Origin of the sequence: Algoriphagus resistens, from assembly GCF_001442615.1 — a bacterium.
GTDB classification, from domain to species: domain Bacteria; phylum Bacteroidota; class Bacteroidia; order Cytophagales; family Cyclobacteriaceae; genus Algoriphagus; species Algoriphagus resistens.
Map to the genome: position 1 here is coordinate 183,656 of NZ_LMXN01000006.1, position 22,443 is coordinate 206,098.

General features: G+C 40.9%; 19 protein-coding genes and 2 pseudogenes. 11 read left to right on the top strand and 10 right to left on the bottom strand.

Going from position 1 to position 22,443, the window contains the following annotated elements; genetic code table 11:
• Positions 1–167 precede the first annotated feature (167 nt).
• The gene (locus AS141_RS12870; RefSeq protein ID WP_057938069.1) at positions 168–1,358 is read left to right on the top strand and encodes a hypothetical protein; all 1,191 of its coding nucleotides are present in this window, start codon (positions 168–170) and stop codon (positions 1,356–1,358) included.
• 206 nt (positions 1,359–1,564) lie between these two features.
• Positions 1,565–2,365, top strand: a complete 801-nt coding sequence (proC, locus tag AS141_RS12875; RefSeq protein ID WP_057938070.1) for a pyrroline-5-carboxylate reductase — start codon at positions 1,565–1,567, stop codon at positions 2,363–2,365.
• A gap of 282 nt (positions 2,366–2,647) precedes the next feature.
• Here proC and AS141_RS12880 read toward each other — a convergent pair whose 3' ends face one another.
• The 3 genes from AS141_RS12880 to alaS are packed head-to-tail and all read right to left on the bottom strand — an operon-like array spanning position 2,648 to position 7,867.
• Positions 2,648–3,745 (bottom strand): TlpA disulfide reductase family protein, encoded by a 1,098-nt coding sequence (locus tag AS141_RS12880; protein WP_232424901.1) that lies wholly within the window; start codon positions 3,743–3,745, stop codon positions 2,648–2,650.
• A gap of 15 nt (positions 3,746–3,760) precedes the next feature.
• Positions 3,761–5,221 carry an Asp-tRNA(Asn)/Glu-tRNA(Gln) amidotransferase subunit GatB gene (gene gatB, locus AS141_RS12885; RefSeq protein ID WP_057938071.1) on the bottom strand — a complete coding sequence of 487 codons (1,461 nt, stop codon included), beginning with the start codon at positions 5,219–5,221 and terminating at the stop codon, positions 3,761–3,763.
• 21 nt (positions 5,222–5,242) lie between these two features.
• A complete protein-coding gene (alaS, locus tag AS141_RS12890) occupies positions 5,243–7,867 on the bottom strand; it encodes an alanine--tRNA ligase (RefSeq protein WP_057938072.1) in 2,625 nt (874 codons plus the stop codon).
• Positions 7,868–8,304: 437 nt separating this feature from the next.
• Here alaS and AS141_RS12900 point away from each other — a divergent pair, with 437 nt between their 5' ends.
• The 5 genes from AS141_RS12900 to AS141_RS12920 all read left to right on the top strand — a co-directional run bounded on the left by AS141_RS12900 (position 8,305) and on the right by AS141_RS12920 (position 12,330).
• Positions 8,305–9,411 carry an alanine racemase gene (locus tag AS141_RS12900; RefSeq protein WP_057938074.1) on the top strand — a complete coding sequence of 369 codons (1,107 nt, stop codon included), beginning with the start codon at positions 8,305–8,307 and terminating at the stop codon, positions 9,409–9,411.
• A gap of 107 nt (positions 9,412–9,518) precedes the next feature.
• Complete coding sequence (nudK, locus tag AS141_RS12905; protein WP_057938075.1) at positions 9,519–10,097, top strand: GDP-mannose pyrophosphatase NudK; 579 nt, start codon at positions 9,519–9,521, stop codon at positions 10,095–10,097.
• Between the two features lie 68 nt (positions 10,098–10,165).
• The gene (locus AS141_RS12910; RefSeq protein WP_057938076.1) at positions 10,166–10,663 is read left to right on the top strand and encodes an SRPBCC family protein; all 498 of its coding nucleotides are present in this window, start codon (positions 10,166–10,168) and stop codon (positions 10,661–10,663) included.
• 33 nt (positions 10,664–10,696) lie between these two features.
• Positions 10,697–11,350: a DUF2306 domain-containing protein gene (locus AS141_RS12915; RefSeq protein ID WP_082632287.1), complete on the top strand. Its 654-nt coding sequence runs from the start codon at positions 10,697–10,699 to the stop codon at positions 11,348–11,350.
• Positions 11,351–11,376: 26 nt separating this feature from the next.
• Positions 11,377–12,330: a magnesium transporter CorA family protein gene (locus tag AS141_RS12920; protein WP_057938077.1), complete on the top strand. Its 954-nt coding sequence runs from the start codon at positions 11,377–11,379 to the stop codon at positions 12,328–12,330.
• A gap of 82 nt (positions 12,331–12,412) precedes the next feature.
• Here the strand turns inward: AS141_RS12920 and AS141_RS12925 are convergent, their stop codons facing one another.
• The gene (locus AS141_RS12925) at positions 12,413–13,000 is read right to left on the bottom strand and encodes a hypothetical protein (protein WP_057938078.1); all 588 of its coding nucleotides are present in this window, start codon (positions 12,998–13,000) and stop codon (positions 12,413–12,415) included.
• A gap of 470 nt (positions 13,001–13,470) precedes the next feature.
• A pseudogene (locus tag AS141_RS27415) lies at positions 13,471–13,797 on the bottom strand (transposase); the annotation flags it as partial.
• Between the two features lie 137 nt (positions 13,798–13,934).
• On the opposite strand from AS141_RS27415, the pseudogene AS141_RS26015 reads away from it, so the two are divergent.
• Positions 13,935–15,160 (top strand): annotated as a pseudogene (locus AS141_RS26015) (IS5 family transposase); the annotation flags it as partial.
• A gap of 382 nt (positions 15,161–15,542) precedes the next feature.
• Here AS141_RS26015 and AS141_RS12940 read toward each other — a convergent pair.
• Positions 15,543–16,517, bottom strand: a complete 975-nt coding sequence (locus tag AS141_RS12940; RefSeq protein ID WP_057938080.1) for an AraC family transcriptional regulator — start codon at positions 16,515–16,517, stop codon at positions 15,543–15,545.
• 111 nt (positions 16,518–16,628) lie between these two features.
• On the opposite strand from AS141_RS12940, the gene AS141_RS12945 reads away from it, so the two are divergent.
• From AS141_RS12945 to AS141_RS12955, 3 genes are all read left to right on the top strand, one after another.
• Positions 16,629–17,000, top strand: coding sequence for a hypothetical protein (locus AS141_RS12945; protein WP_057938081.1), 372 nt, complete (start codon positions 16,629–16,631; stop codon positions 16,998–17,000).
• Positions 17,001–17,308: 308 nt separating this feature from the next.
• Complete coding sequence (locus tag AS141_RS12950) at positions 17,309–18,013, top strand: alpha/beta fold hydrolase (RefSeq protein WP_057938082.1); 705 nt, start codon at positions 17,309–17,311, stop codon at positions 18,011–18,013.
• Positions 18,014–18,119: 106 nt separating this feature from the next.
• Positions 18,120–18,503, top strand: coding sequence for a VOC family protein (locus AS141_RS12955; protein ID WP_057938083.1), 384 nt, complete (start codon positions 18,120–18,122; stop codon positions 18,501–18,503).
• A 493-nt stretch (positions 18,504–18,996) separates the two neighbouring features.
• Here AS141_RS12955 and AS141_RS12960 read toward each other — a convergent pair whose 3' ends face one another.
• The 4 genes from AS141_RS12960 to AS141_RS12975 all read right to left on the bottom strand — a co-directional run bounded on the left by AS141_RS12960 (position 18,997) and on the right by AS141_RS12975 (position 22,272).
• Positions 18,997–19,545, bottom strand: coding sequence for a hypothetical protein (locus tag AS141_RS12960; protein WP_057938084.1), 549 nt, complete (start codon positions 19,543–19,545; stop codon positions 18,997–18,999).
• A 136-nt stretch (positions 19,546–19,681) separates the two neighbouring features.
• Positions 19,682–20,824 carry an acyltransferase family protein gene (locus AS141_RS12965; protein ID WP_057938085.1) on the bottom strand — a complete coding sequence of 381 codons (1,143 nt, stop codon included), beginning with the start codon at positions 20,822–20,824 and terminating at the stop codon, positions 19,682–19,684.
• 428 nt (positions 20,825–21,252) lie between these two features.
• A complete protein-coding gene (locus AS141_RS12970; RefSeq protein WP_057938086.1) occupies positions 21,253–21,708 on the bottom strand; it encodes a GNAT family N-acetyltransferase in 456 nt (151 codons plus the stop codon).
• Between the two features lie 15 nt (positions 21,709–21,723).
• Positions 21,724–22,272 (bottom strand): alpha/beta hydrolase, encoded by a 549-nt coding sequence (locus tag AS141_RS12975; RefSeq protein WP_057938087.1) that lies wholly within the window; start codon positions 22,270–22,272, stop codon positions 21,724–21,726.
• Positions 22,273–22,443 lie beyond the last annotated feature (171 nt).

The window sequence follows — 22,443 nt, forward strand, 5'->3', positions numbered from 1 at the left end:
CTTCTTTGAATGCAAAAATCTCTTCCATACCTATTCAGGCAGGCTTGGAATAATTCAAAGAAAAACTGTGACTAAGACCTATTTCCCTGCCTTCTGCTGTTAACGATTGTATGGAAACTTGGCACTGAAATTCATTTGTTTTTAACACCTAAACAAACCTCCTAAACGTGAAATTTATTGGAATCACTTTACTGATTTTTATCATTCTAAGCTCCTGCGGTGGAAGTAGGAATGAGCTTAAAAGCCCAGAAACAGGGCAAGTTTGGCAATTAATCAAAGTTGATTCTATTCAGGTCCCTTTTCTTGGGACGCCTCGATTAGATGATGTGGACCCAAAGAACCGAAAGGTGGTTTTTGTACAAAGTGGTCCAGATGAAGAAGAGCTATTCGTAGCCAATTTCGATGGGCAGATTTTACATTCCTTTGTTGCCCATGGAAACACACGTGTTGGGTATTTGAATTTGATGGCCCCCTTACAGTTTGGTAAGGAAGGCAGTACCTTAATAGCCTTTGGGGTTCCTCATATTAAACAGATTTCATTGGACGGAGAAGTAGTCGATATACTGTACTCAGGGAACATTCCTTATTATAGTAGTAGCCCAAGTCCAAGTAATGAGCTGCAAATGCGTGATGAAAAGATTTTCTATAACAACCGGATGAATGAGCAAGAGTTAAGATGGAACCGGGCGGATTTCTTTAAAGAACTACGGTTAATAGGCTATTATGACTTGACTAAAAAGGAGAAAAACAATTTTTTAAAATTCCCGGATGAAAGTATCTATACAAGTGGCAGGATTTTCCCCCACTCCGACTGGGTTTCCCATTTTGCATTTTCAGATGGCCACCTAAATGTAGTATTTAATGGAGAGCCGGCAGTTTTTGTTTTTGGAGCCAATCCGCCGTTTCCCTTTATCAAAAAGATTGAACTGGACCTTAAAGAATTTCAATTTTCTCAGGGAGTGCCAGAAGGTGAGCGAGTGCCGGATTTTATGGAGACCATGATCACCATGGGAAAAATGAACAGTATTAAATTTTATGACAGTAAAATACTAGTTTTCTATTCATCTGGCTTTACAACACAACAGCTTAAGACTTGGGCAACGGCCAGCTCACCCGAAGAGAGAAGTGAAATGATCAATAAGTTCCGAAGGGAAACTCCTGATAGAGTTCAGGTTTTAGACAATGAATACAATTTACTAGCTGATTTTCCTATTCTTCCACATATATTACCTTCAGATATATTTGAGCGTGAAGGCTTTCTATGGGCAAAAAAACACAATCCAGAGGAGGAAGAAGATTTTTTTACGATCTACAAACTTGCATTAGTTCAAGCTGATCCGGTTACAGTGAAGAATTAAACCTAGCTAAGTGGCATAATACCCATTACTGCTAACTACTTCGAGGCTTACCTTTGTTATCCCAACCCCTATTTCCAACGTAAAGGCAGCTCTCGGATACGTTTGGCTTGACCCGATTCAACACTCATAATATTTTATGAATCCGTAGAAAAACAGCCTATTTGTTTACCTTTAATCAACAAATACAATCAATAATTATATTTTCTATGATTTCAAATTTGAAAATAGCCATCATCGGCTGTGGCAATCTGGGAGCATCCATCGCAAATGGTTTGTTGAAAAGGGATGATTTTGATCCGCAGAACCTGACCCTTACCAAAAGACACCTGGAAAGCCTAAGTGACTTTGCCGCTCTAGGAGTAAGAGTTCAACATGATAACCTATCAGCAGCAGCCACTGCAGATATCATTATTCTAGGTGTAAAGCCCTACAACATCGCCCCTATCCTAAATGAAATCAAACCATCTCTGGACCCTAAAAAACAAATAATCATTTCGCTGGCTACAGGTATTACGCTTGCAGAAATGAATGAAGAAATTGACCCCGCAAGTATCACTTTCCGCGCTATGCCGAATATAGCAGCGGATATCCAAGAATCTGTCACCTGTATCTGTGCACAGAATGCCAATCCAGATCAAATCAAACTTGTATCAGAATTATTTGATGGAATCGGCTTTACCATTCCTATTGACGAAAGCCTGATGGAAGCAGCAACAGTTTTGGGCGCCTGTGGGATTGCTTATGTACTGAGATTTATGCGGGCGATGATCCAAGGAGGTATACAGATTGGATTTGATTCGGTCACAGCAAGTAAAATCGTCAATCAAACGGTGAAGGGAGCTGCAGAACTTATGATTCAGAAAAACATGCACCCTGAAGCTGCCATTGATAAGGTGACCACTCCAAAAGGATGTACAATCGTAGGTTTAAATGAAATGGAGCACCAAGGTTTCAGCTCTGCAATGGTAAGGGGCGTAATAGCCAGCTATGAAAAAATAGCCAAATAATTGAAAACTTAATGAATTATTAATTTTCAAGGAATATTAAATCTAAATCAGGAAAAATTAATATTTAATTCAATAAGAATAACTTAAGGATTGTTTTTCTTTTGAATCTTTTCAGTAGATTTGTCTTGGGTGATAAACAACTTTTGCTATTCCTTTTTCAATGACACGATTTTTAAAGGAAGGACTGTTTGGTACTTTTTCTTCCTTCCTTTCCTAGTTTTAAAACATCAAAAAAGCCTTCTGAAAGTTTCAGAAGGCTTTTTTGATGGTTCCCTTTAGACCTTAGTCAAAAATCTCTTCCAACTTAGCCCTTAAGCTTGGACCACGTAGGTCTTTTCCAATGATTTTACCATCGGGATCGATCAGATAAGTAGCAGGAATAGCATCGATCTGATATATCTCTGCGGCAATAGAATTGAAATATTTCAAATCAGAAACTTGGGTCCAGGCCAATCCATCTTCTTCAATTGCGTCTACCCAATCCTCTTTGGTACGGTCCAGTGATACACCGAATACTTCAAAGCCCTTATCCTTATATTCATTGTAAAGGTTTACCACATTTGGGTTTTCTTCACGACAAGGCTTACACCAAGCCGCCCAAAAATCAATCATCACATATTTTCCTCTCAAATCAGAAAGCCTTACGGTTTCACCCTCAGGATTAGGCAATTCAATTTCTGGTGCTACCTGCCCCATAGAAAGTGCTCTCATCTCATCGAGTTGCTGCTTCAGCTGAATAATAGACTTCGTCTCCGGATATTTCTCATCCAATTTGGCTATCAGGCTGTCCATGAACTGGAACTCGTTTTTCGGATTTAGCAGCCCTACTGCAGCTAAAGAAGCGAAACTGTCCCCCATGCTGTTGATCACATTCTTCACTTCAGATGCCTGGTTGCTTTCCAGCGCCATAGCATCCGTTTGTATCTGCTTGATGGTTTCAGTGTCGTTTTCACTCATGGCTTTATAATATGCCTCATTGAGCGCATTCACCTTGGTCTGATAGTCATCCATCAGTTTTTCTATTTTCAGCATTTCCTGGGAATCCTTGGATCCGTCGATAACAAGGCTTTCTGGATTGGCAAAATCATAGGATAACTTCACATCCTCTTTGAAGAGCGCAAGCCGTATCAACTTTTCACCATAGAAATTCAGCTCGTAGAATGTTGGAGTATCCACAGCTACTTCATATCTGAAATTCCCTTTGTTGTCCAATTCAAGTGTATCTAAAACCTTAGGACGGCTATCGGTGAACTGGGATAATATTACCGCTCCTTCCCGTGCATTTTCTATTTTTCCGGCTATTTCTACCTTTCCATCATTGTCTTGTTTTTTCTCACAGGAGAAAAAAGATAGGAGTACTAGAAATACAATTCCGTTCATTTTGTTCATCATGGATTAATTAGCTAATAATTCAGTCAATAGTTTGGTAGCAACTTTAGGATCTGCTTTACCTTTGGATTTCTGCATCACCTGTCCCATAAATAAGCCCATAAGGCCTTTTTTCCCAGATCTGTATTCCTTTACTTTTGCAGCATTTGCCGCCAATACCTCTTCAACGATCGGTTTCAGGGAAGCTTCATCACTTTCTTGGATCAAGTTCAGGCGCTGCGCAATTTCCAGCGGGCTTTCGGTGGCACTCTTCAGCATCTCAGGATACAAATTTTGCGCGGCTGCCGTATAACTAACTTTTCCCTCATCTACCAACGCTATCAGAGCAGCCATAGTCGCTGTACTGATCAGAAAATCAGCTATTGAAAGTGACTGCTCATTCAGCGATGACCTCACAGGACCCATTACCCAGTTAGACGCTGCTTTATAGTTTTGGGTTTTACTGCATAGCTCATCAAACCATAATGCAATTTCCTTCGACTCCGTCAAAAAGCTTGCATCATAATCAGGTAAGCCATATTCCTCTACAAACTTCCGGTGAAGCTCCCTTGGCAAAACCGGCATCGTTGCCTTCACTGCATTCAGCCACTCGTCAGAAATAACCACAGGGCTCAAATCAGGCTCCGGGAAATAACGATAATCATTCAAATCTTCTTTCGTACGCATACCGGCGGTAAGCCCTGTATTCGCATCGAAGGTTCTTGTTTCAGAAATAACCTCCTCTCCTGCTTCAATAAGACCAATCAGTCGCTCATGCTCATGCTCGATGGCACGAAACACATTTCTGAAGGAATTCATGTTTTTTACTTCTACTTTTTTGCCCAATTCTTTGGAGCCCTTTAGCATCACAGAGACGTTGGCATCGCAACGAAGAGATCCCTCTTCCATATTTCCGTCGCAGATGTCGAGGTACCTTACTAGTTTTTTGACTTCGGCAAGGAAAGCATAAGCTTCTTCAGGGCTATGCAGGTCTGGCTCGGTAACGATTTCTATCAGGGGAGTTCCGGCACGGTTGAAGTCAACCAGGGTATCCTCTTCGCCTGCCAAATGGATCGATTTTCCGGCGTCCTCTTCCATGTGCACACGGTTTAGGATCACTTCCTTTTTGCGGCCATCAGCTAACTGGATCGGCACAGTCCCTCCAACACATATTGGCCCCTTATCCTGGGTAAGCTGGTAGCCTTTAGGAAGATCCGGGTAAAAATAATTCTTTCTTGCAAAGACATTATGTCTTGTAATCTCAGAGTTGCAGGCCAAACCCATTTTGATGGCATAAGCAATAGCTTTCTTATTGACCTTGGGCAAGGTGCCCGGGTGACCAAGGGTAATCACTGATATTTGAGTATTTGGCGATTCCCCGTACTTATTGGCGTCGGCAGCAAACATTTTACTCTCGGTCAAAAGCTGCGCATGCACCTCAAGTCCGATGACCAACTGATATTTATTCCTTAATTCTTCACTTAGCATCCGCTCGTGTTTTTCTGTTCTCTAAAGATATAACTCCTTGGCTTTGGCCACTACATTTTCCAGTCCGGCGGGATTTTTCCCCCCAGCAGTGGCAAAAAATGCCTGTCCGCCACCTCCGCCCTGAATCTCCTTAGCCAATTCCCGTACGATTTGTCCTGCATTTAGCTGTTTATTATTGACCAAATCCTCGTCTATAATTACGGCTATCTGAGGTTTGTTCTCAATGTTGGCTGCCAGAATAACAAAAGCGTTGGCTGTTTCATTTTTCAGTTCATATGCCAGTTTTTTCAATGAATCCGCATTCGGCAATACTACCTGCGCGATTAGTGTATTAATTCCTTCTCCAGCTACAAACTGCTTCAGCAATTCCTCTTTCACACCTGAAGCTTTCTCCAGATGTAAAGAATCAATCTCTTTCTTCAGCTCATTCCGTTCCTGAAGCAAAGCTTCAATCGATTTTTTCAAATCCTTCGGGTTCTTCAGCAATTCCTGGATCTCCTTCAGCAAACGCTCTTGTTTACGGAAATAATCCTCAGCAGCCTGGGCAGTTATCGCTTCTATTCTTCGGACACCTGAAGCACTGGATCCTTCAGAAACAATCTTAAACAAACCAATTTTACTTGTTTGCGGTACATGGGTTCCTCCACAAAGTTCCACCGAGAAATCCTTATCAAAGGTGATAACCCGGACGAAGTCTCCATATTTCTCACCAAAAAGCGCAGTAGCCCCTTGTTTCTTGGCCTCTTCTATCGGTACATTTCTTTGCTCAGTAAGTGGGATATTTTGCCTGATTTTCTCATTCACTATATCCTCCACCTTTGTGATTTCCTCCTCAGTTAATTTACTGAAGTGGGAAAAATCAAAGCGAAGCAAGTGCTGGTTGACCAAAGAGCCCCGCTGCTGAATATGATCTCCCAAAACCTCTTTCAATGCTGACTGAAGCAGGTGTGTGGCCGTATGGTTGTTCTCAGTCAGAAAACGCTTTTGCGCATCTACTTCAGCTCCGAATTTAGCTTCAGGATTTGTAGGAAGCTTCTCCACAAAATGAACAATCAAGTCATTCTCTTTCTTGGTGTCAATTACCTTGACTTTCTCAGTCTCTGATATCAACCAGCCTGTATCGCCTACCTGACCGCCACTTTCTGCATAGAACGGGGTTTTATCCAGCACCAATTGGTACTTATCCCCCTTCTTATCCGAAATCACGCGATATTTGATGATCTGTGCATGCGCTTTAAGGAAATCGTACCCTACAAACTCGACTCCATTATCTTCATTCACAATCACCCAATCCCCGGTTTCAGATTCGGAAGCAGCACGGGAACGTGTTTTCTGAACTTCCATTTCCTGTGAAAAGCCTTTTTCATCTAACGACAGTCCGCTTTCACGCGCGATCAACGAGGTCAGATCCAACGGGAAACCAAAGGTATCGTACAATTCAAAAGCCGTTTTTCCCGGAATTACGTTCTCCCCTTTTTCATTCAATTCAACTTTGATCTGATCCAGCATTTTCAGGCCATTGTCCAAGGTGCGAAGGAAGGAAGACTCCTCCTCGTAAATTACTTTGGCAATAAACTCCTGCTGCTGTCTCACTTCGGGAAAAATATCCCCGAAATTATCAGCAATCAGTCCAGTCAATTCATATAAAAACGGTTCATGGAAACCTAAGAAGGTGTATCCGTATCGAACCGCTCTTCGCAGAATTCTGCGGATCACATAACCCGCCTTATTATTGGAAGGCAGTTGCCCATCAGCAATGGTAAATGAAATCGCACGTATATGATCGACTATCACACGAAAGGCAATAGCTGTTTGCTCATCCTGGCCATATGTTTTACCTGATTTCTTCTCCAAGGCACTCAAAAACGGGGCAAACAAATCCGTATCGTAATTGGAAGACTTGTGCTGGATCGCTCGCACCAATCGCTCAAAACCCATTCCTGTATCCACGTGAGTTGCAGGCAATGGCTTCAGACTTCCATCAGAAATTCGGTTGAACTGCATGAAAACCAAGTTCCAGATTTCAATCACCTGTTCGTGATCGTTGTTTACCAAGTCTTTTCCAGCTACCTGGGCACGTTCTTCATCGCTCCTTAAGTCAATGTGGATTTCCGAGCAGGGCCCACATGGTCCCACGTCGCCCATTTCCCAAAAATTGTCCTTTTTGGATCCCATAATAATACGTTCTTCCGGCACAATGGCTTTCCAGAGATCGTAGGCTTCCTGATCCATAGGCAGGTTATCGCCCTTGTCACCTTCAAAAACAGACACATACAATCGGTCCTTCTCCAGCCCAAAAACTTCGGTAAGCAATTCCCAAGCCCATTCGATCGCTTCTTTTTTAAAGTAATCCCCAAAAGACCAATTACCCAGCATCTCAAACATGGTGTGGTGATAAGTATCAACTCCCACTTCTTCAAGATCATTGTGCTTACCGCTTACCCGAAGGCATTTTTGCGAATTGGCCACACGGGAATACTTAGCGATTTCATTGCCAAGAAATGCGTCTTTGAACTGATTCATTCCCGCATTGGTAAACATCAGGGTTGGGTCATTTTTGACCACAATCGGTGATGAAGGAACGTAGTGATGTTGCTTGGATTGGAAAAACTCTATAAAGGTGCTCCGTATTTTCTTTGCTTCCATGAAGGTTTTGAGGCAATTAAGAATGCTATTTAGGCCATTTTACAGCCATTTTAATTGGGTGACAAAATTAATAGAATTGGCGGTGATACCTGCATTGCCTAATGAATTTCTCATTATTGACCTACTTCCGCAAAAGCGCAATCTTTCCTTCACTGTCCTTAAACTTCAAACCCCGAAGGATTTCTATGAATGATTTCATCTATTCCGGGTTTTACGCTATCCATTGTAAAACTGTTCGGCAACACCGGCATCTCTTCCTTAATTGAAACTTTTCACAAAATGTGAGAATGAAAAAATGCCTGAATTTAAGAAACCAGTTACCTCTTGCGATACTCCCGTAAATCGAAAATCGTCATTCGTTAATATCCTTTCAGCTTGTAATTCCCCTTCCCCCCGATTACTTTCAATAAAATTTTTATAAAACTCAATCGTAACTAATGAGCTACCTCGATCAAATAACCTCCCCCACACTACTTCTGGACGAAAAAATCTGCCGCGCCAACATTCAGCGAATGGCTGATAAGGCTGCACGTCACACTATGAAATTGGTCCCACACTTCAAAACAGCCCAATCCAATCAAATCGGTGACTGGGCCAAAGAATACAACATCACCGAAGTGACAGTTTCATCCATTAAGATGGCTGAATACCTCTCGGGACAAGGTTGGGTGAATATTCATATAGCCTTTCCATTCAACCCGCTGGAAATTACAAAACTCAATAATATAGCAGCAAAGCAATCCCTTTCGGTACAATTGATCAATGCTGAGACTACCCAAATGCTTGCAGATCAATTGGAGCACCCTGTTGGTTTCTTCATCGAAATCGACGCGGGTTACGGTAGAACGGGCGTTGAAGTAAGTGATTTTGGTTTGATTGAAGAGATCTTATTGATCGCCAAAAAGTCGGACAAACTGAAATTTAAAGGTTTTTATCTGCATCCTGGGCACACCTATTATATGCCTGATATTCCGGCAATCTATGAACAATCCAGAAATGCGCTAGGGATGCTCAAAAATAAATACAGCACCGAATACCCAAATTTGGTGACAAGAATCGGGGACACACCGGGATGTGCAGTGATGGAGGATTTTGAAGATATTGACGAAATGGGACCAGGCAATTTTGTTTTCTACGACTTGATGCAGGCAGAACTGGGTGGTTGTGACAAGGAGGATATTGCCGTATGCCTTGCTGTACCTGTGGTGGATATCAAAAAAGACCGCAAAGAGATTTTAGTCCACGGCGGTGGAGTTCATCTGGCCAAGGATGTTCTTATAGGTGAAAATGGGCTGAAAAACTTCGGTGAAGTGGTTTACCTAAATGAAAATGGCTGGACTATCCCTGAAGAAAGATCTTTTTTGAAAAGCATTTCTCAAGAGCATGGCATCATCAAAGCATCTTCTGAGCTCCTGGAAAGAGTAAAAATCGGAGACATTCTGGGAATTCTCCCTGTCCACTCTTGCATGACCGCCGATGCAATGGGAGCGTATATGACCCTGGACGGAAAGAGAGTTGATCACGCCGAAGGCAATAGATACTAAGCAATTCTCAGTAGACAGTTGGAGAATAGAAGAAACCAGCTAGTCCCGTAAATTCATAAGTAGCCCAGACCTAAATCCTGGGTTTCTTTTTACCACACTATATAATCATGATTAAAGACGTCAAACTTTTAAAAACCGAAGTGCTCTCGGATAATTGGTATACACTCCGGAAAATAACTTTTCAATTCACCAAAAAAAATGGGGAGGTCATTACTCAGGAGCGCGAAGCCTATGACAGGGGAAATGGAGCGACCATTCTTTTGTATAACCAGGAAAAGAAAACTGTCATTCTCACACGGCAGTTTCGCCTTCCCACCTATACCAATGGCAATAACTCAGGTATGATGATAGAAGCTTGTGCCGGGCTACTGGATGAGGATAATGCCGAAGATTGCATTCGCAGAGAAACTGAGGAAGAAACAGGCTATGTAGTCAAAGATGTCAAAAAGGTATTTGAGGCTTACATGTCCCCAGGCTCTGTGACCGAGATCCTGCACTTCTTTGTCGCGGCTTATTCCAAGGACATGAAAGTCAGTGAGGGTGGTGGTGCAGCACATGAGGAAGAAAACATCGAAGTTTTGGAAATGTTTTTTGATCAAGCGCTAGAGATGATCGTTACCGGTGAGATCAAAGACGCCAAAACGATCATGCTCATTCAGCATTTGAGGTTGCAGGGGATACTTTAAATGGAGTTCTTGCTTAGGGAAAATACTAGAATTCTCTATACTTACTTTGTAAACAAAACTTTAAATTCATGCCCACACAACTCGGAATCACAAGCTATTTCTCGCACGCGAAAGAAGCCGTTTACAAGGCATTTTCCACAGCAGAAAACCTGCAGAAATGGTGGGGACCTGCAGGGTTTACCATGGAAGTCAAAACCTTCGAATTTTATCCTGAAGGTATAGTTCACTTTGTACTAAAAGATAATGACGGTAATGGAATGTGGGCTAAATGGATTATTAAAGAAATCAAAGAACCCTCCAAACTCCAGTTTGTCAACTCCTTTTCCAATGAAGCCGGAGAAACGGTAAAAGCACCGGAGGTCCCGTTTGGTACAGATTGGCCCCTGGAAATGATCGTAGATTTGGAATTCTATGAAGAAGATGATAAAACCAGAATTGACCTAGTCTCCTTCCCCCACAACGCTTCTGATGCATGCAGACAAGTATTCTCGGATAATATTGGTAATATGGAGAAGGGATTCGGTGGGACTTTTGACCAGCTGGAAAAATACCTTTCAACGACCTGATCAACAAACCAAAACTCTTCAGTCAAACGCCAAATGAGCTTATTTTATGCAGCTATCAGACCTTTAGTATCCAGGATCCCCTGGTGGATAGTAGGAATCCTAGGCACAGTCATCGGGTTGTACCCAATTCTCTATTTTGTACAAGACAGAAATTTCGGGCTACTACAGTCAAAATCAGCAGAACTCCTTAGCAATCCCCTCTGGAACACTGCATTTTACACCCATATTATACTTGGCGGTTTCGCTCTTTTGATCGGCTGGACCCAATTTCCCAAGACTTTTCGTGACAAGTATAGAAAGCTTCATAAGAAAATCGGAATGGGGTATGTTACGGCCGCATTTTTCAGTAGTCTGGCAGGGATATACCTTGGTCTTCATGCCACTGGCGGAATAGTCAGTATTCTCGGATTCGTATCTCTGGGAATAATCTGGCTTGGCACGACGATGATGGGATGGCTTACAGCCAAAAAGCATACGTATGACGCGCACGAAGACTGGATGATCTTTAGCTATGCTGCTTGCTTTGCTGCAGTGACACTTCGAATATGGCTTCCGGTTTTGATTACTTTGCATCAGGGAGAATTTATTCCCGCCTATCACATTGTAGCCTGGTTATGTTGGGTACCAAATATGGCTGTGGCATTTTGGATAGTGAGGAGAAGGAAGACTCTTCATACAGTCTTATAGCTATTGATTTTCTCTAAAATAAGCGAATGATAGAAATTCTCCTAAAAAACAAAAAGTCCTTAAAGGCACAAACTGTGAGTGAACTCTCAGTTTCTGATCTGGATTTTCACGTCATGCATTTTCTCGATTATAGCAATTCGGATTTGAAATGGTTGGAGCAAAATTACGGATTGGATTTCTCAATCATGAAGCATTACGAGGATATAGAAATCAGTTCCCACTTTTTGGAGAATGAGAACCAGGCTGCTTTTCACTTTTCTATCCCCTACTACAACAAGGAGAAAAAAATGATTGAAGAGCCCTTATTTATTGTTATCTGTCAGATGGGCCTTTTTTTGTTTACAAGTTCAAATCTCGATACTTACATCAATGAGATCTATCCTGGCAAAATAAATTCCCTTCGCAGGATAGCTGACTTGAATGATATCTTCAAATTCCAGTTTGAGTTTGTCTCCGATTATTTCGCAGACATCACCGAAAATCTGAGCAGAAAGATAAAAATCCTTGCCAATAACATTTTGATTCAAAAGGAATTTTCCAGCAATGTGATGGATATCATTACCCAGAACAATTTCAACAACTTACTGATTAAAGAGTCGCTGATTGAAACTACACGGGTTTTAAGACTTTACCTCAAAAGTGACTGGGAACAAAAAGCTGAATTGAAGGAAAGTGTAAGAGCTGAGCTGAATGACCTGACGGTGATTTCTGATTATATCCAGTTCAATTTTGACCGATTGGATGACCTAAAAGAGAATGTTTCGAATAAGATTGACCTGGAGCAAAACCACATATTTAAAATGCTCACAGTCGTTACCGTTTGCATTTCTCTTCCAACATTTATTGCCGGAGTTTATGGAATGAATTTTGAAAAAATGCCGGAGCTTAAGCTGACTTACGGCTATCCTATCGTTTTGATTGCTATGGTTTGCTCCGCAATTTTGCCCTTCATTTACTTCAGAAGGAAAAAGTGGTTATAGCTTTTAGCAACTGAATGACTCGCACATAAAAAAGCCCTGATTTGGGAATCAGGGCCTATACTTAATAGTTGGCTTAATTATTTTAGAAATAAAGTGTCTTGCTTCTTCCTTGCTTGTCAGTCACTTTCAAATGAATTTCCTTTGAATCAAAGTTACTGAAAGAATAGTCTTTCTTAAAGCCTTCTGTCTGATCGACATGGTCAGCATAGATTACCTCCCCAGTTTCGTTTGAAAAGACTTCTACATCAACTCCCGGCTCCATCAATCCTACAACAGTGACTCTTACTGTATTTTCATCCAGCGTTTTACCATAGGCCATCAAAGGTAGCGATGCTTTAGACATTGGCTTTTCTTTAGTTGCAACAGTATAGATTACCTCTTCCTGATCCGTTACGATTTTCACCTGATATTCTCCTGCCGGCATGCCGTCCAAATTGTAGGGTACCATGATGTTTTCATCTTTGACACGTACTTTTTTATTGCTTAGGACTTTGCCCTCTTTGGATAAAATAGAAATTTTGGCACTTCCGACTCCTTCATTAAGGGTGACATTGATTTTCTTAAAGTTGGAGTTAACCGAGGATAGTGATCTCAAGTCTTCTGCGGCGCTGGCTACCAATGAGCTAAAAGATAATGCGCCTGCTAATGCTATTGTGAATAAGGTTTTCATATTATGCTGGTTTAAATTTTTAGATTTTCTGTTATGCTCTCCTTATTGCCAAGGGCATACCAATCCAAAAATCAATTCTCTAGAGAAGGTCACTTATTTTTCAAAACATTAATTTAAAAACAGGTTTTTCGAAATTTAATTCTGAACAAAACACGTTTATTTAACCAAACCTGTACAAAATATGGTCACTTCGGTGTTCGACTGTATTGCCAGCGGACACTAGTTGCATGATTTTAGCTTTTAGCAGGTTGCATCATTCCATGTGTATTAAGAGAATTTAATTTTCAAAAAATTTAAAAGCTTATACTTTAAGCTGAATAACCAGTAATTTCCTGTACGCTTTCGAACACACTTCGTCCGATTGGAATCAAGATCACAGATAATTCTTTACTTTTTTGAACAGGTTTATTTTTATGTGCCATCCCCCCTTCATCGCTTTAGCGTGGATGGGATATAAGGCACAAGGATAACTAACCTTGTGAAAGGATATATTGACCGATAGTCTCCTGTGACGCTTCACCTAGTGGACAAACAAAGAACCCATCGCCCCAGGGTAAATGCCGGTACCGATAATACCGACGTAACATACCAGAATGTAACAACCCTAATTGACGGGTGGATTCTTGTTTTAACCTAAGGACCATTTGTGGTACAGCTAGCCGGGGAATGTACCGGATAAGAAAATGGATAGGGTTTATATTGGGTACCATTACTTCAGTTTCAAAATCTTCATTACCTGCTATGGATTGAAAAATAGGGTTTAAACCATCATTTAACTGGCCTACCAAGATATTTCTACGATACTTAGCCCATCCTTAAAAACAGATTAAACATTTGATTATCAATAGTTTGTGTTTGTTTTCGGTATGATTTTCGCCTTTAAATATGCAAGAAATGAGTGTTTTTGTTTTAAAACCTTGCAAATTTTTCCCTTATGTTGGCTAAGAAACCGATTGATAACGGCCCCAGTTTATTCTATTCTTCCCTCTCTGTAATGCTTAACCAGAAGCATCCGCTGTATATTTTAGCAGATCAGGTAAACTGGTCTGTTTTTGAAGAGGCCTTTGCCCCCTTGTACTGTCAGGATAACGGCCGGCCTGCAAAACCGATCAGGTTAATGGTTGGCCTGCTGATCCTCAAACACCTGCGCAATGTTTCTGATGGGGGATAGTGGAACAATGGTCAGAAAACACGTACTACCAATACTTTTGCGGGGAGCTGAACTTTGTTCCTGCAGCCCCCTGTGAGGCGTCTGAACTGGTGCACTTCCGCAAACGCATAGGCGAAAGCGGAATGGAACTTATTCTTAAAGAGAGTATCCGCATCAACGGGGAGGATGGGCGGGAAGAGCATGTGAGTGTGGACAGCACGGTACAGGAAAAGAACATTACCTATCCCAACGATGCAAAGCTACACCGTAAAATCATCTCCAAATGCCGGCCCATCAGCAAGAGGCACCATCTAAAACAACGCCAGTCCTACACCTTTACCTTAAAGAAACTGGGCATCGACCAACGTTTCCGCAATCATCCCAAAAACAAGGGCAAAGCCCGCAAAGCGGATAAAAAAATAAAAACCATTGCCGGGAGAATGGTCCGCGAGCTGGAGAGAAACCTGCCTGCAGGTTCTTATGCAGAACAGATCGCTCTGTTCAAAAGAGTGCTGGGGCGAACAAGGGCGGATAAAAACAAGGTGTATTCCCTTTATGAGCCTGATGTGTGCTGTATCTCCAAGGGCAAGGAACATAAGAAGTATGAATTTGGCAATAAGGTATCCATCGTCTACACCCAGAATACCGGGGTAATTGTAGGTGCAAGGGGCTTTAGGAATGAATACGACGGGCATACCCTGGAACCGGCGCTGCACCAGCACGGGTACTTAACGGGGAAGCGGGCGAAAAGTGCCACTGTAGACCGGGGCTACCGGGGTAAGAAAAAGATAGGTGAGACAGAAATATCCATACCTAAGCCATTCATCAATAAAAGTTTAAGCAAATACAAACAGAAAAAACTTAGAAACGGCTTTAAGCGAAGAGCAGCGATTGAACCTGTAATCGGTCATTTGAAGTCAGATTATCGGTTAGGCCGCAATTTCTATAAAGGCATCTTTGGCGATAACATCAATAGTATACTTGCAGCTGCCGCATTCAACTTCAAAAGGATGTACAGCAAGTACAAAAAAGCCCATTTTGGCTTCTTTTATAACTGGTTGAGGAACCTGGTGATGGCAGTCAGCGAATTGTCCGGCAAAAATAACATCTCGATAACCCCAAAATATGAAATCCCAAAACTGAAATGGGCTTTTTAAGGATCGACTAATTCGCAGAACTTAAACGGAATGCCAAAGGCTTATTAGGAAAGCCTTTGGCATTGCCTATCCAAAAACAGTCAATGTATTTTTTTAAATGGTCTGGCGGCTTAATAGTTTGATACATTTTGTGTCTAATTTAAAGTTTAGGGTCTCACCTATCATGACCGCTTCGATAAAGAGTTTTAAACGAATTACGTCAAAAAAAAATCTACTTTGCGAATGCAATCAATGACTAAAAATATAAGGAGGGTGTAGTGCCTGTCCACCTTTTAAATGCTCGGACAAAAGCGCTGGATTCATTGTACCCAAGTGAATAGGCTACATCTTTTATCTGGTTATTCCGGTCCTTTAAATACTCCAATGCTAGTTCCTTTCTGACATTGTCCACGATTTCTTTAAAAGAGCAGCCTTCTTCACTTAATTTCCGCTGTAAAGTCCTGGAACTCAAATTAAAATTGGCTGCCACATCGTCAATAGAGAGGATCTTTAAATAGGAATTACTCATGATATAAGTGCTCACCCTATTTTTTAAGGATTCAAATTGGGTTAAATCCAACGTAGAAGTTTCCAATAACAAGGTTTTCAAATACGCTTGCATCCTGTAGTTGGCAGTAATCACGGGTATGCCCATCAATTTTAAATCAACGGAAATGGACATTTTATCAGCGTGTTGAAAATCATTGCATCGGAGAACCCGGCAATATTCATCCGATTCATGGGCTGATAAAGGTCCAACTATTTTGTTGGGCGTTATTTTATCATTGATAAGGCCATCTAACTCATGAATTACCAAAGCTGCTATAAAATCCCGAATACTTTTATAATAATAAGGGCATTGCTTCCTAATTTCTTGGTTGGCCCGTAGTTCAATTTTGACTTGATCTTCTAACACTTCAGATGTTAATTCAAAGCCTTCTGCCATTAGAGGTACCATCGAAGCACCTTTTGCAAGTGCCTCTCCTACGGTATTACTAGTGGTGATTAGTTGACCTACAATCCCCAAGGCTGACACCTGCATGGATTCACCGAAATGAAGACCAAAGAGCTGATCACCTGATTGCTCCATGATACCTTTCCAAAGGCTGTCCAATTCCCGGGAAGTAAAAGACGCAGAAGGATTACTGAGGGAATGGAATGGAGTTAAGGACACGTTCCGCAAGGTACAATAGGCTCTTAAAGCTGATAAAAATTGGGTTTGAAAGTCCATATCAGATAGCAGGATTAATCTGTCGTCAAATGATAATTGAATGGCAGGTAAAGATAATTACAACGGTGGTATCCGCCCTACTTTTGAGGTATAACTTAAACAACATTAATCATGCTTACTTTATCAAACATTCTAAAAATCAACGCCCTGAGCTCAGGAGCAACAGGTCTGCTACTAGTAATCTTTTCTAAATTTTCTGCAAATCTATTTGCGGTAACCTTGGAGATTCCCTTTATAAGCACGGGATTCTTTCTGCTGGTATTCTCAGTGTTTGTAGCCTACCAAGCCTATCAAACCCCACTAAATGTAAAAGACATAGTACCAATTATCTGGATAGATAGACTCTGGGTAATTGGAAGCTTAGTATTAGTCGTATTCCTATACGACTCTATTTCAACCCTAGGAGTTGTAATTATTCTGGCAATTGCAGGCTGGGTTGGACTGATGGCCTATTTGCAAAATTCCAAATTGATCAGGGTGTAAAACCCCATCCTAAAGCAACATTTATCGTCCAATTGGATGTCTGTTTTCTTCTATCCAGAACACATATTATATCAAAACATTCGGGATTATTAATCCCTAAATACACCTATAAAAATGAAGAATTTATGTTTTGCTCTAGGTATAGCCTTCGCTATACTAGTATTAGGGCAGCAAAACCTAGCGGCCCAACACAGCCGAATTTCCATCTCCGAAGATGTGAGTTTATACTACAAAGACTGGGGCAAAGGCAAGCCTTTGATTTTCCTTCACAGCTGGGGGGGGTAAATTCGGACATATGACAGTATCAAATGAACCACTTGGCTAATTCGGGCTATCGCTGCATTGCCTACGACCGGCGTGGACATGGCCGGTCTGACCAGCCGTGGACTGGCTATACTTACGATACCCTTGCTTCAGATCTAAACAAGCTTATAGAAAATCTGGAATTGGAAAATGTTACCCTGATAAGCCATTCCATGGCTGGCGGTGAAATCATTCGTTACCTGACAAATTATGGGCAGGAGAAAATAGCTCAGATCATATTGACCTCTCCAAACCTTCCATTCATGCTAAAGAGTGAAGACAACCCCCAAGGAATAAACAAAGAAGTAATAGATCAATTCACCCACTATTTACAGCTGGATATCCATGGTACCATTCGTGCCGGAGTTGGGAGTTTCTTTGGCGATACTCCTGTGGTTTCCAAGGATATGATAGAATGGGGAATCTCTCTCTTTTCACAAGCCTCGCTACGGGCACTAATAGAATGTAACCGAAGTAATATGCAGACAGATTTCAGGAATGAACTGAAAAATATAACTATCCCTACCCTGATTATCCATGGCGATGCGGATGTATCAGCACCAATTACACTCACTGCGGAAAGAAGTAAGGAGCTTATGCCTCATGCAAGGTTACTGGTGTACAATGGAGCGCCCCATGGAACCGTACTAACCCATAAAGAGCAAATGGCAAAGAATATTGAATCCTATATTAAAGAAACAGCAAAGTGACCCCTTGTGGGGTCAAGGCCAAATTACTTCTCTGTATGGTTGGCCATAACCAATTCCCAAATGATGCTTAAAGATTCTATTAATTAAACCCTCAAAATAAATTACTATGAAACTAAATGCAGGAATTATAACCGAAAAAATGGAGGAGAGTAAGAAGTTCTATACTGAGAAACTGAACTTTGGAATAACCTTTGAAAACGAGTTCTACCTGTTGTTGCATACACCCAATAAGGAGGAGCAACTCAGTTTTTTACTGCCCAACCATCCCTCCCAAAAACCCCTATTTCAGAAACCTTTCAATGGAGAAGGCATGTATCTGACGATAGATGTGGAAGATGTGGATAAGCTTTACCGCACCCTGAAGGAAAAAGGAGTTGAGATTGAAATAGAAATCCGTAACGAACCCTGGGGTGACAGGCATTTTGCCATTGTTGATCCAAATGGGATAGGTATTGATTTTGTGACCTATACCACACCGGAGGAAAATTAGCATAGCATTTAGGAAAAGCGACCAACTTAAAATTCAGGGCTGGTCGTTTTTTTATGCGTTGATCGTATTGGAAGCTATTCTGGATCAACCATTACCGGTTACAAAGTGAAGGTAGGATGTGCGAAGTCTTGCATCATGTTGCGATACTAGCAAGGCTTCAAAAACTGATTATTTATTGAGTTATTGTATTGGACCATCTGCTCTTTGGCTGTGGGATTGCTTTTTCTAGTTAAACCAATCTCATAATCATCTTCGCTACCCACCGATACACATACTTCCCTAACTTCTTTTCCCTTTAGAATTCAGTGGTTGCATCAGGTAGTTTCCTGTCAACTCCCTGTTTTTGAAGAATATCACCTTCCCCTAGCCCATCAATGAAAACGAGCGATTATCCTGAAAAATAGGTTGACTTGACTTTATTGAAAATCGAACAGGGGTAAGCTATGCCTTAGTAATGAATGTATTTCTCTATCCTTAATCCCTTAAAGAGCACCTAACTTATAAGCACTCCAATTAACAATAAAAGCAGAATGCCAAGTACCGAGCCAGCGAAGAGATAAAAACGACTAATCCGAAAACTATGGGAATACTGTAGGCCAATTCTAACAAACAGAATTCCAGGAATGCCAAATATAAGCCATGCTGCTCCATGATTGAACCAGCCTTCTGCCTGCATATTTGAAATACCTTTACCCGTTGATTCCCATAATCCAACCAGAACCAGAAGCTTTACGAAAAGTTCTGCCAAAGGATAAACCAACTGTCCACTAGAGCATGCAAACAAAGCAAGAGCAATAAGTTTGGTATTTCTTTTAACTGGAGTTGAATAGGTACGTAAAGCCATAAATACAATCCCTAATGTAATAAGCCTTATTATGGACGCACCCAAGATAATCCAGCCTGTTTCATCTATCCGTTCTTGGTTGAAAATATGGTCTATAGACCAAGCAGTCAACACATAAAAAGAGAATCCACCAATTATCAAAAGGAGCCAAAAAAAGGACCATTTGCTGGTGTTTGGTATTGCATCTAAACGTAGCACAAATTTCTATAAATAATTGGTTAATAATTGGTTAATACCCTAAGTACATTTTCATTCCCGGTGAAAAGTCAATAGCGCAACTCAATTGCATGAATGCCGAAGGTTTTACTATCCCTTTCAGGGATTCATCAAACAGTTAGCTGTTGGTAACTGGTTCTCCCATGTTAGCACCTTTGTTATCTTTAATTCCAAAAAACGGATACAGTATTTTCACCCGCTTAAGTACTAATTCGTACAGGAACCAACAGCCGCCAAATGTGCCAATAAGCATCAGCAGCATTTTCCAACCATAGTGCATGGAATTTTCAATTAAGTAATAGCCAATAATGATAATTAGTGTTTGATGGAGGATATAAAATGGGTACACTGCTCTGTTTCTATAGTTTATAACTTTACTTTTCTTATTTAGGAAGGTTGCCGCATAACCAATAATCGCCAAAATCCAGCTCCACCGGTTGAAGCTGGCAAATAGGGGAATCCAAAATATGCTCATGTAATTCTCCCACATCCAGAGCATGGTCGGAAAAGAAATTACTCCTATGAGGATCGCAACATTTTTAATTTTTTTTACCGCTACCCAAAATTCATCTCCTATGCAAATCAATATAAAGCCTGCTATAAAGCATGTAAAAAAATGAACTAAAGCATACCAGTCGCCCACCAAACTATTGGTGACAGGAAAATAAGGCTCCAAATAAACTTCAATGAGGAATAACGGAATGATAAAAAGGTAAAGAGCTAAAGGTGATTTAGTAATCCATTTTTTCAAGGCAAGAACAAACACATTATCCTGCCTTCTTAGATATAAGAATAAAGGTATTGCGGCTAAGGACATCAGTAATAGATAGGGAAGAAACCACAAATGCGCCCAACTAAAATTCCCTATTGGATAAACCCCACTAAAAAATTGAGGGTAAAAGGTTATATACGAGGAATAGTCATAGCCTTCAGCAATCCTACCTAAATAAATTTGTGGGGGTACAACTATTAGTGTACCCGCCAGTAAGGGCAGAAAAAGCCTCGTAAATCGTTCTCCAGCAAACTGTTTCCCACTCCGATGGGATAAGGCGAATCTTGTTCCCATTCCGGATATGACAAATAAAATGGGCAATCTCCATCTATTAACAAACAACATGGGCCATCTTAGCCACTCCACTAATTCATTATTTTTTAACTCCCAATCCCAAGGGACAAAAAACATTCCTATGTGGTACAGAATCAAAACATCAAAAACGATAACTCTAATCCAATCAATATCGTACCTTCTATTATTGGTCATTAATTTTTTTGTTGTGTAGTATAGTTTATTTTCACAGCATCCCTAAACAATATACCAGCAGCTATATTTCAATCATAAATGATTTTAATTCAGGTTCTATATGAGTAAATCAGTAAACTCAAAACAAAACACTTAAAATCATATCCTTTCTGCGTTTTAAAAAACACAGAAAGCAACAATACAGCCTTAGGTTATACCTACCTTTTCAGCATGGATTCTCTGTCACTACTTTAAACAGACCTCTCTTAACAATAGCATATCAGCCTACATTGTATTTACTCCTTCATCCTGATATAAAGAATATGACAGAACAGAAGAACTAATCAAAACAGGCTTTATGCTAAAGCCCAAGTCAATTCCTATTTATAGCCTAATTAGGGTAACTGAAGAAAGGTGGAGAAAGGAAGCGCTCACCTAATGCTTATGTCTTAGGTTAGCCTCATATCGGTCAGAATACTTTTAAACCCTAATTTTTCATAGCTACTTATAGCTGGAAGATTGTCAGTATACACCTGAAGCCGTATTTCTTCCATTCCTCTTACCCTAGCCCATTTTATGCATTCTCCCACCACTAGTTGGTTGATGCCCTTTTCGCGGTAGACGGACTCAGTAAACATAAACCCTAAGTGGGCATATAATTCAAATTGATTATGGGCTAAGCCCTTGCGGATCTTAACACTCCCACTACCTACAGGTGTACCATCCAATTCAGCTATAAACACCGCCGCATTCTCATCAGCCAGCATTTGGGATAAATCATAGTAGTGAAAATTCCCTGACACCAGGGTTACATCTAATGGACGTTCTGCTTGGATCAATTCATATTCGAACCGATAGAGGACTGGTAAATCCGTCCGTGTCCCTTGCCTTACTGAGAAGTGCATCTTTGCAAATAGTTTTTACCCTTCAACTCTTAACTTATCTAGGTCAGCAATCATGGTATCCACGGCCTCTAGCATTTCGTGCCCGGCTTCTTTAAATGTTCGGACCATAGCATCGGGTAAATGCTCCCTGTAGCGATTGTGATGGGAGAATGGCACGAATTGGTCATCCTCAGCGTGGTAGATAAACTTCTTAACTGTTGGGAGTTTATCTGCAAAATTGGAATCCAACATATAGGCATCAGAATGCCAATCCGGTTCACCCCAAAATGGCGAAGAAACCAAAAAAAGAGATTTACAATGTTTATGGATTTTTTCCTCATATAATAGCTTTAATAGCACCGAGCCACCTAAAGAATGTCCGATAAACACCATCGGCTCGTTCAGCAGACTTATTTCATTAAGAATGGCTGTTTTCCATAGCTGATAGTCAGGATTTTCTTCCTCCGGCATTTTAGGGTAATGAAGCCTGTCATCTGGTTTTAGTTTTTCTTTGATGGCATTGACCAATGGTTTGTCCCAATCGTAGGAACCTTCACCTCCACCTTGAATAAATAATAATTGCATATAAAATTTGATTTAATTGTTACTAACTATTTCTTTTTATTACGGCCACGTAGTGATAAATATTCAGTTTAATTGCTGGTTGGCTTCTATCAATTGCGTACCCGGGATTGGAGACCTATCGAGCGTCTGACAGGGGAATTACAACCATACTAGAAAGACACATATACTACC

What these genes read in the sequence shown, in the direction of transcription:
- proC (WP_057938070.1), top strand. Translation starts at nt 1,565, where the DNA reads ATGATTTCAAATTTGAAAATAGCCATCATCGGCTGTGGCAATCTGGGA.
- AS141_RS12880 (WP_232424901.1), bottom strand. Translation starts at nt 3,745, where the DNA reads ATGAACGGAATTGTATTTCTAGTACTCCTATCTTTTTTCTCCTGTGAG.
- gatB (WP_057938071.1), bottom strand. Translation starts at nt 5,221, where the DNA reads ATGCTAAGTGAAGAATTAAGGAATAAATATCAGTTGGTCATCGGACTT.
- alaS (WP_057938072.1), bottom strand. Translation starts at nt 7,867, where the DNA reads ATGGAAGCAAAGAAAATACGGAGCACCTTTATAGAGTTTTTCCAATCC.
- AS141_RS12900 (WP_057938074.1), top strand. Translation starts at nt 8,305, where the DNA reads ATGAGCTACCTCGATCAAATAACCTCCCCCACACTACTTCTGGACGAA.
- nudK (WP_057938075.1), top strand. Translation starts at nt 9,519, where the DNA reads ATGATTAAAGACGTCAAACTTTTAAAAACCGAAGTGCTCTCGGATAAT.
- AS141_RS12910 (WP_057938076.1), top strand. Translation starts at nt 10,166, where the DNA reads ATGCCCACACAACTCGGAATCACAAGCTATTTCTCGCACGCGAAAGAA.
- AS141_RS12915 (WP_082632287.1), top strand. Translation starts at nt 10,697, where the DNA reads ATGAGCTTATTTTATGCAGCTATCAGACCTTTAGTATCCAGGATCCCC.
- AS141_RS12920 (WP_057938077.1), top strand. Translation starts at nt 11,377, where the DNA reads ATGATAGAAATTCTCCTAAAAAACAAAAAGTCCTTAAAGGCACAAACT.
- AS141_RS12925 (WP_057938078.1), bottom strand. Translation starts at nt 13,000, where the DNA reads ATGAAAACCTTATTCACAATAGCATTAGCAGGCGCATTATCTTTTAGC.
- AS141_RS12940 (WP_057938080.1), bottom strand. Translation starts at nt 16,517, where the DNA reads ATGGACTTTCAAACCCAATTTTTATCAGCTTTAAGAGCCTATTGTACC.
- AS141_RS12945 (WP_057938081.1), top strand. Translation starts at nt 16,629, where the DNA reads ATGCTTACTTTATCAAACATTCTAAAAATCAACGCCCTGAGCTCAGGA.
- AS141_RS12950 (WP_057938082.1), top strand. Translation starts at nt 17,309, where the DNA reads ATGAACCACTTGGCTAATTCGGGCTATCGCTGCATTGCCTACGACCGG.
- AS141_RS12955 (WP_057938083.1), top strand. Translation starts at nt 18,120, where the DNA reads ATGAAACTAAATGCAGGAATTATAACCGAAAAAATGGAGGAGAGTAAG.
- AS141_RS12965 (WP_057938085.1), bottom strand. Translation starts at nt 20,824, where the DNA reads ATGACCAATAATAGAAGGTACGATATTGATTGGATTAGAGTTATCGTT.
- AS141_RS12970 (WP_057938086.1), bottom strand. Translation starts at nt 21,708, where the DNA reads ATGCACTTCTCAGTAAGGCAAGGGACACGGACGGATTTACCAGTCCTC.
- AS141_RS12975 (WP_057938087.1), bottom strand. Translation starts at nt 22,272, where the DNA reads ATGCAATTATTATTTATTCAAGGTGGAGGTGAAGGTTCCTACGATTGG.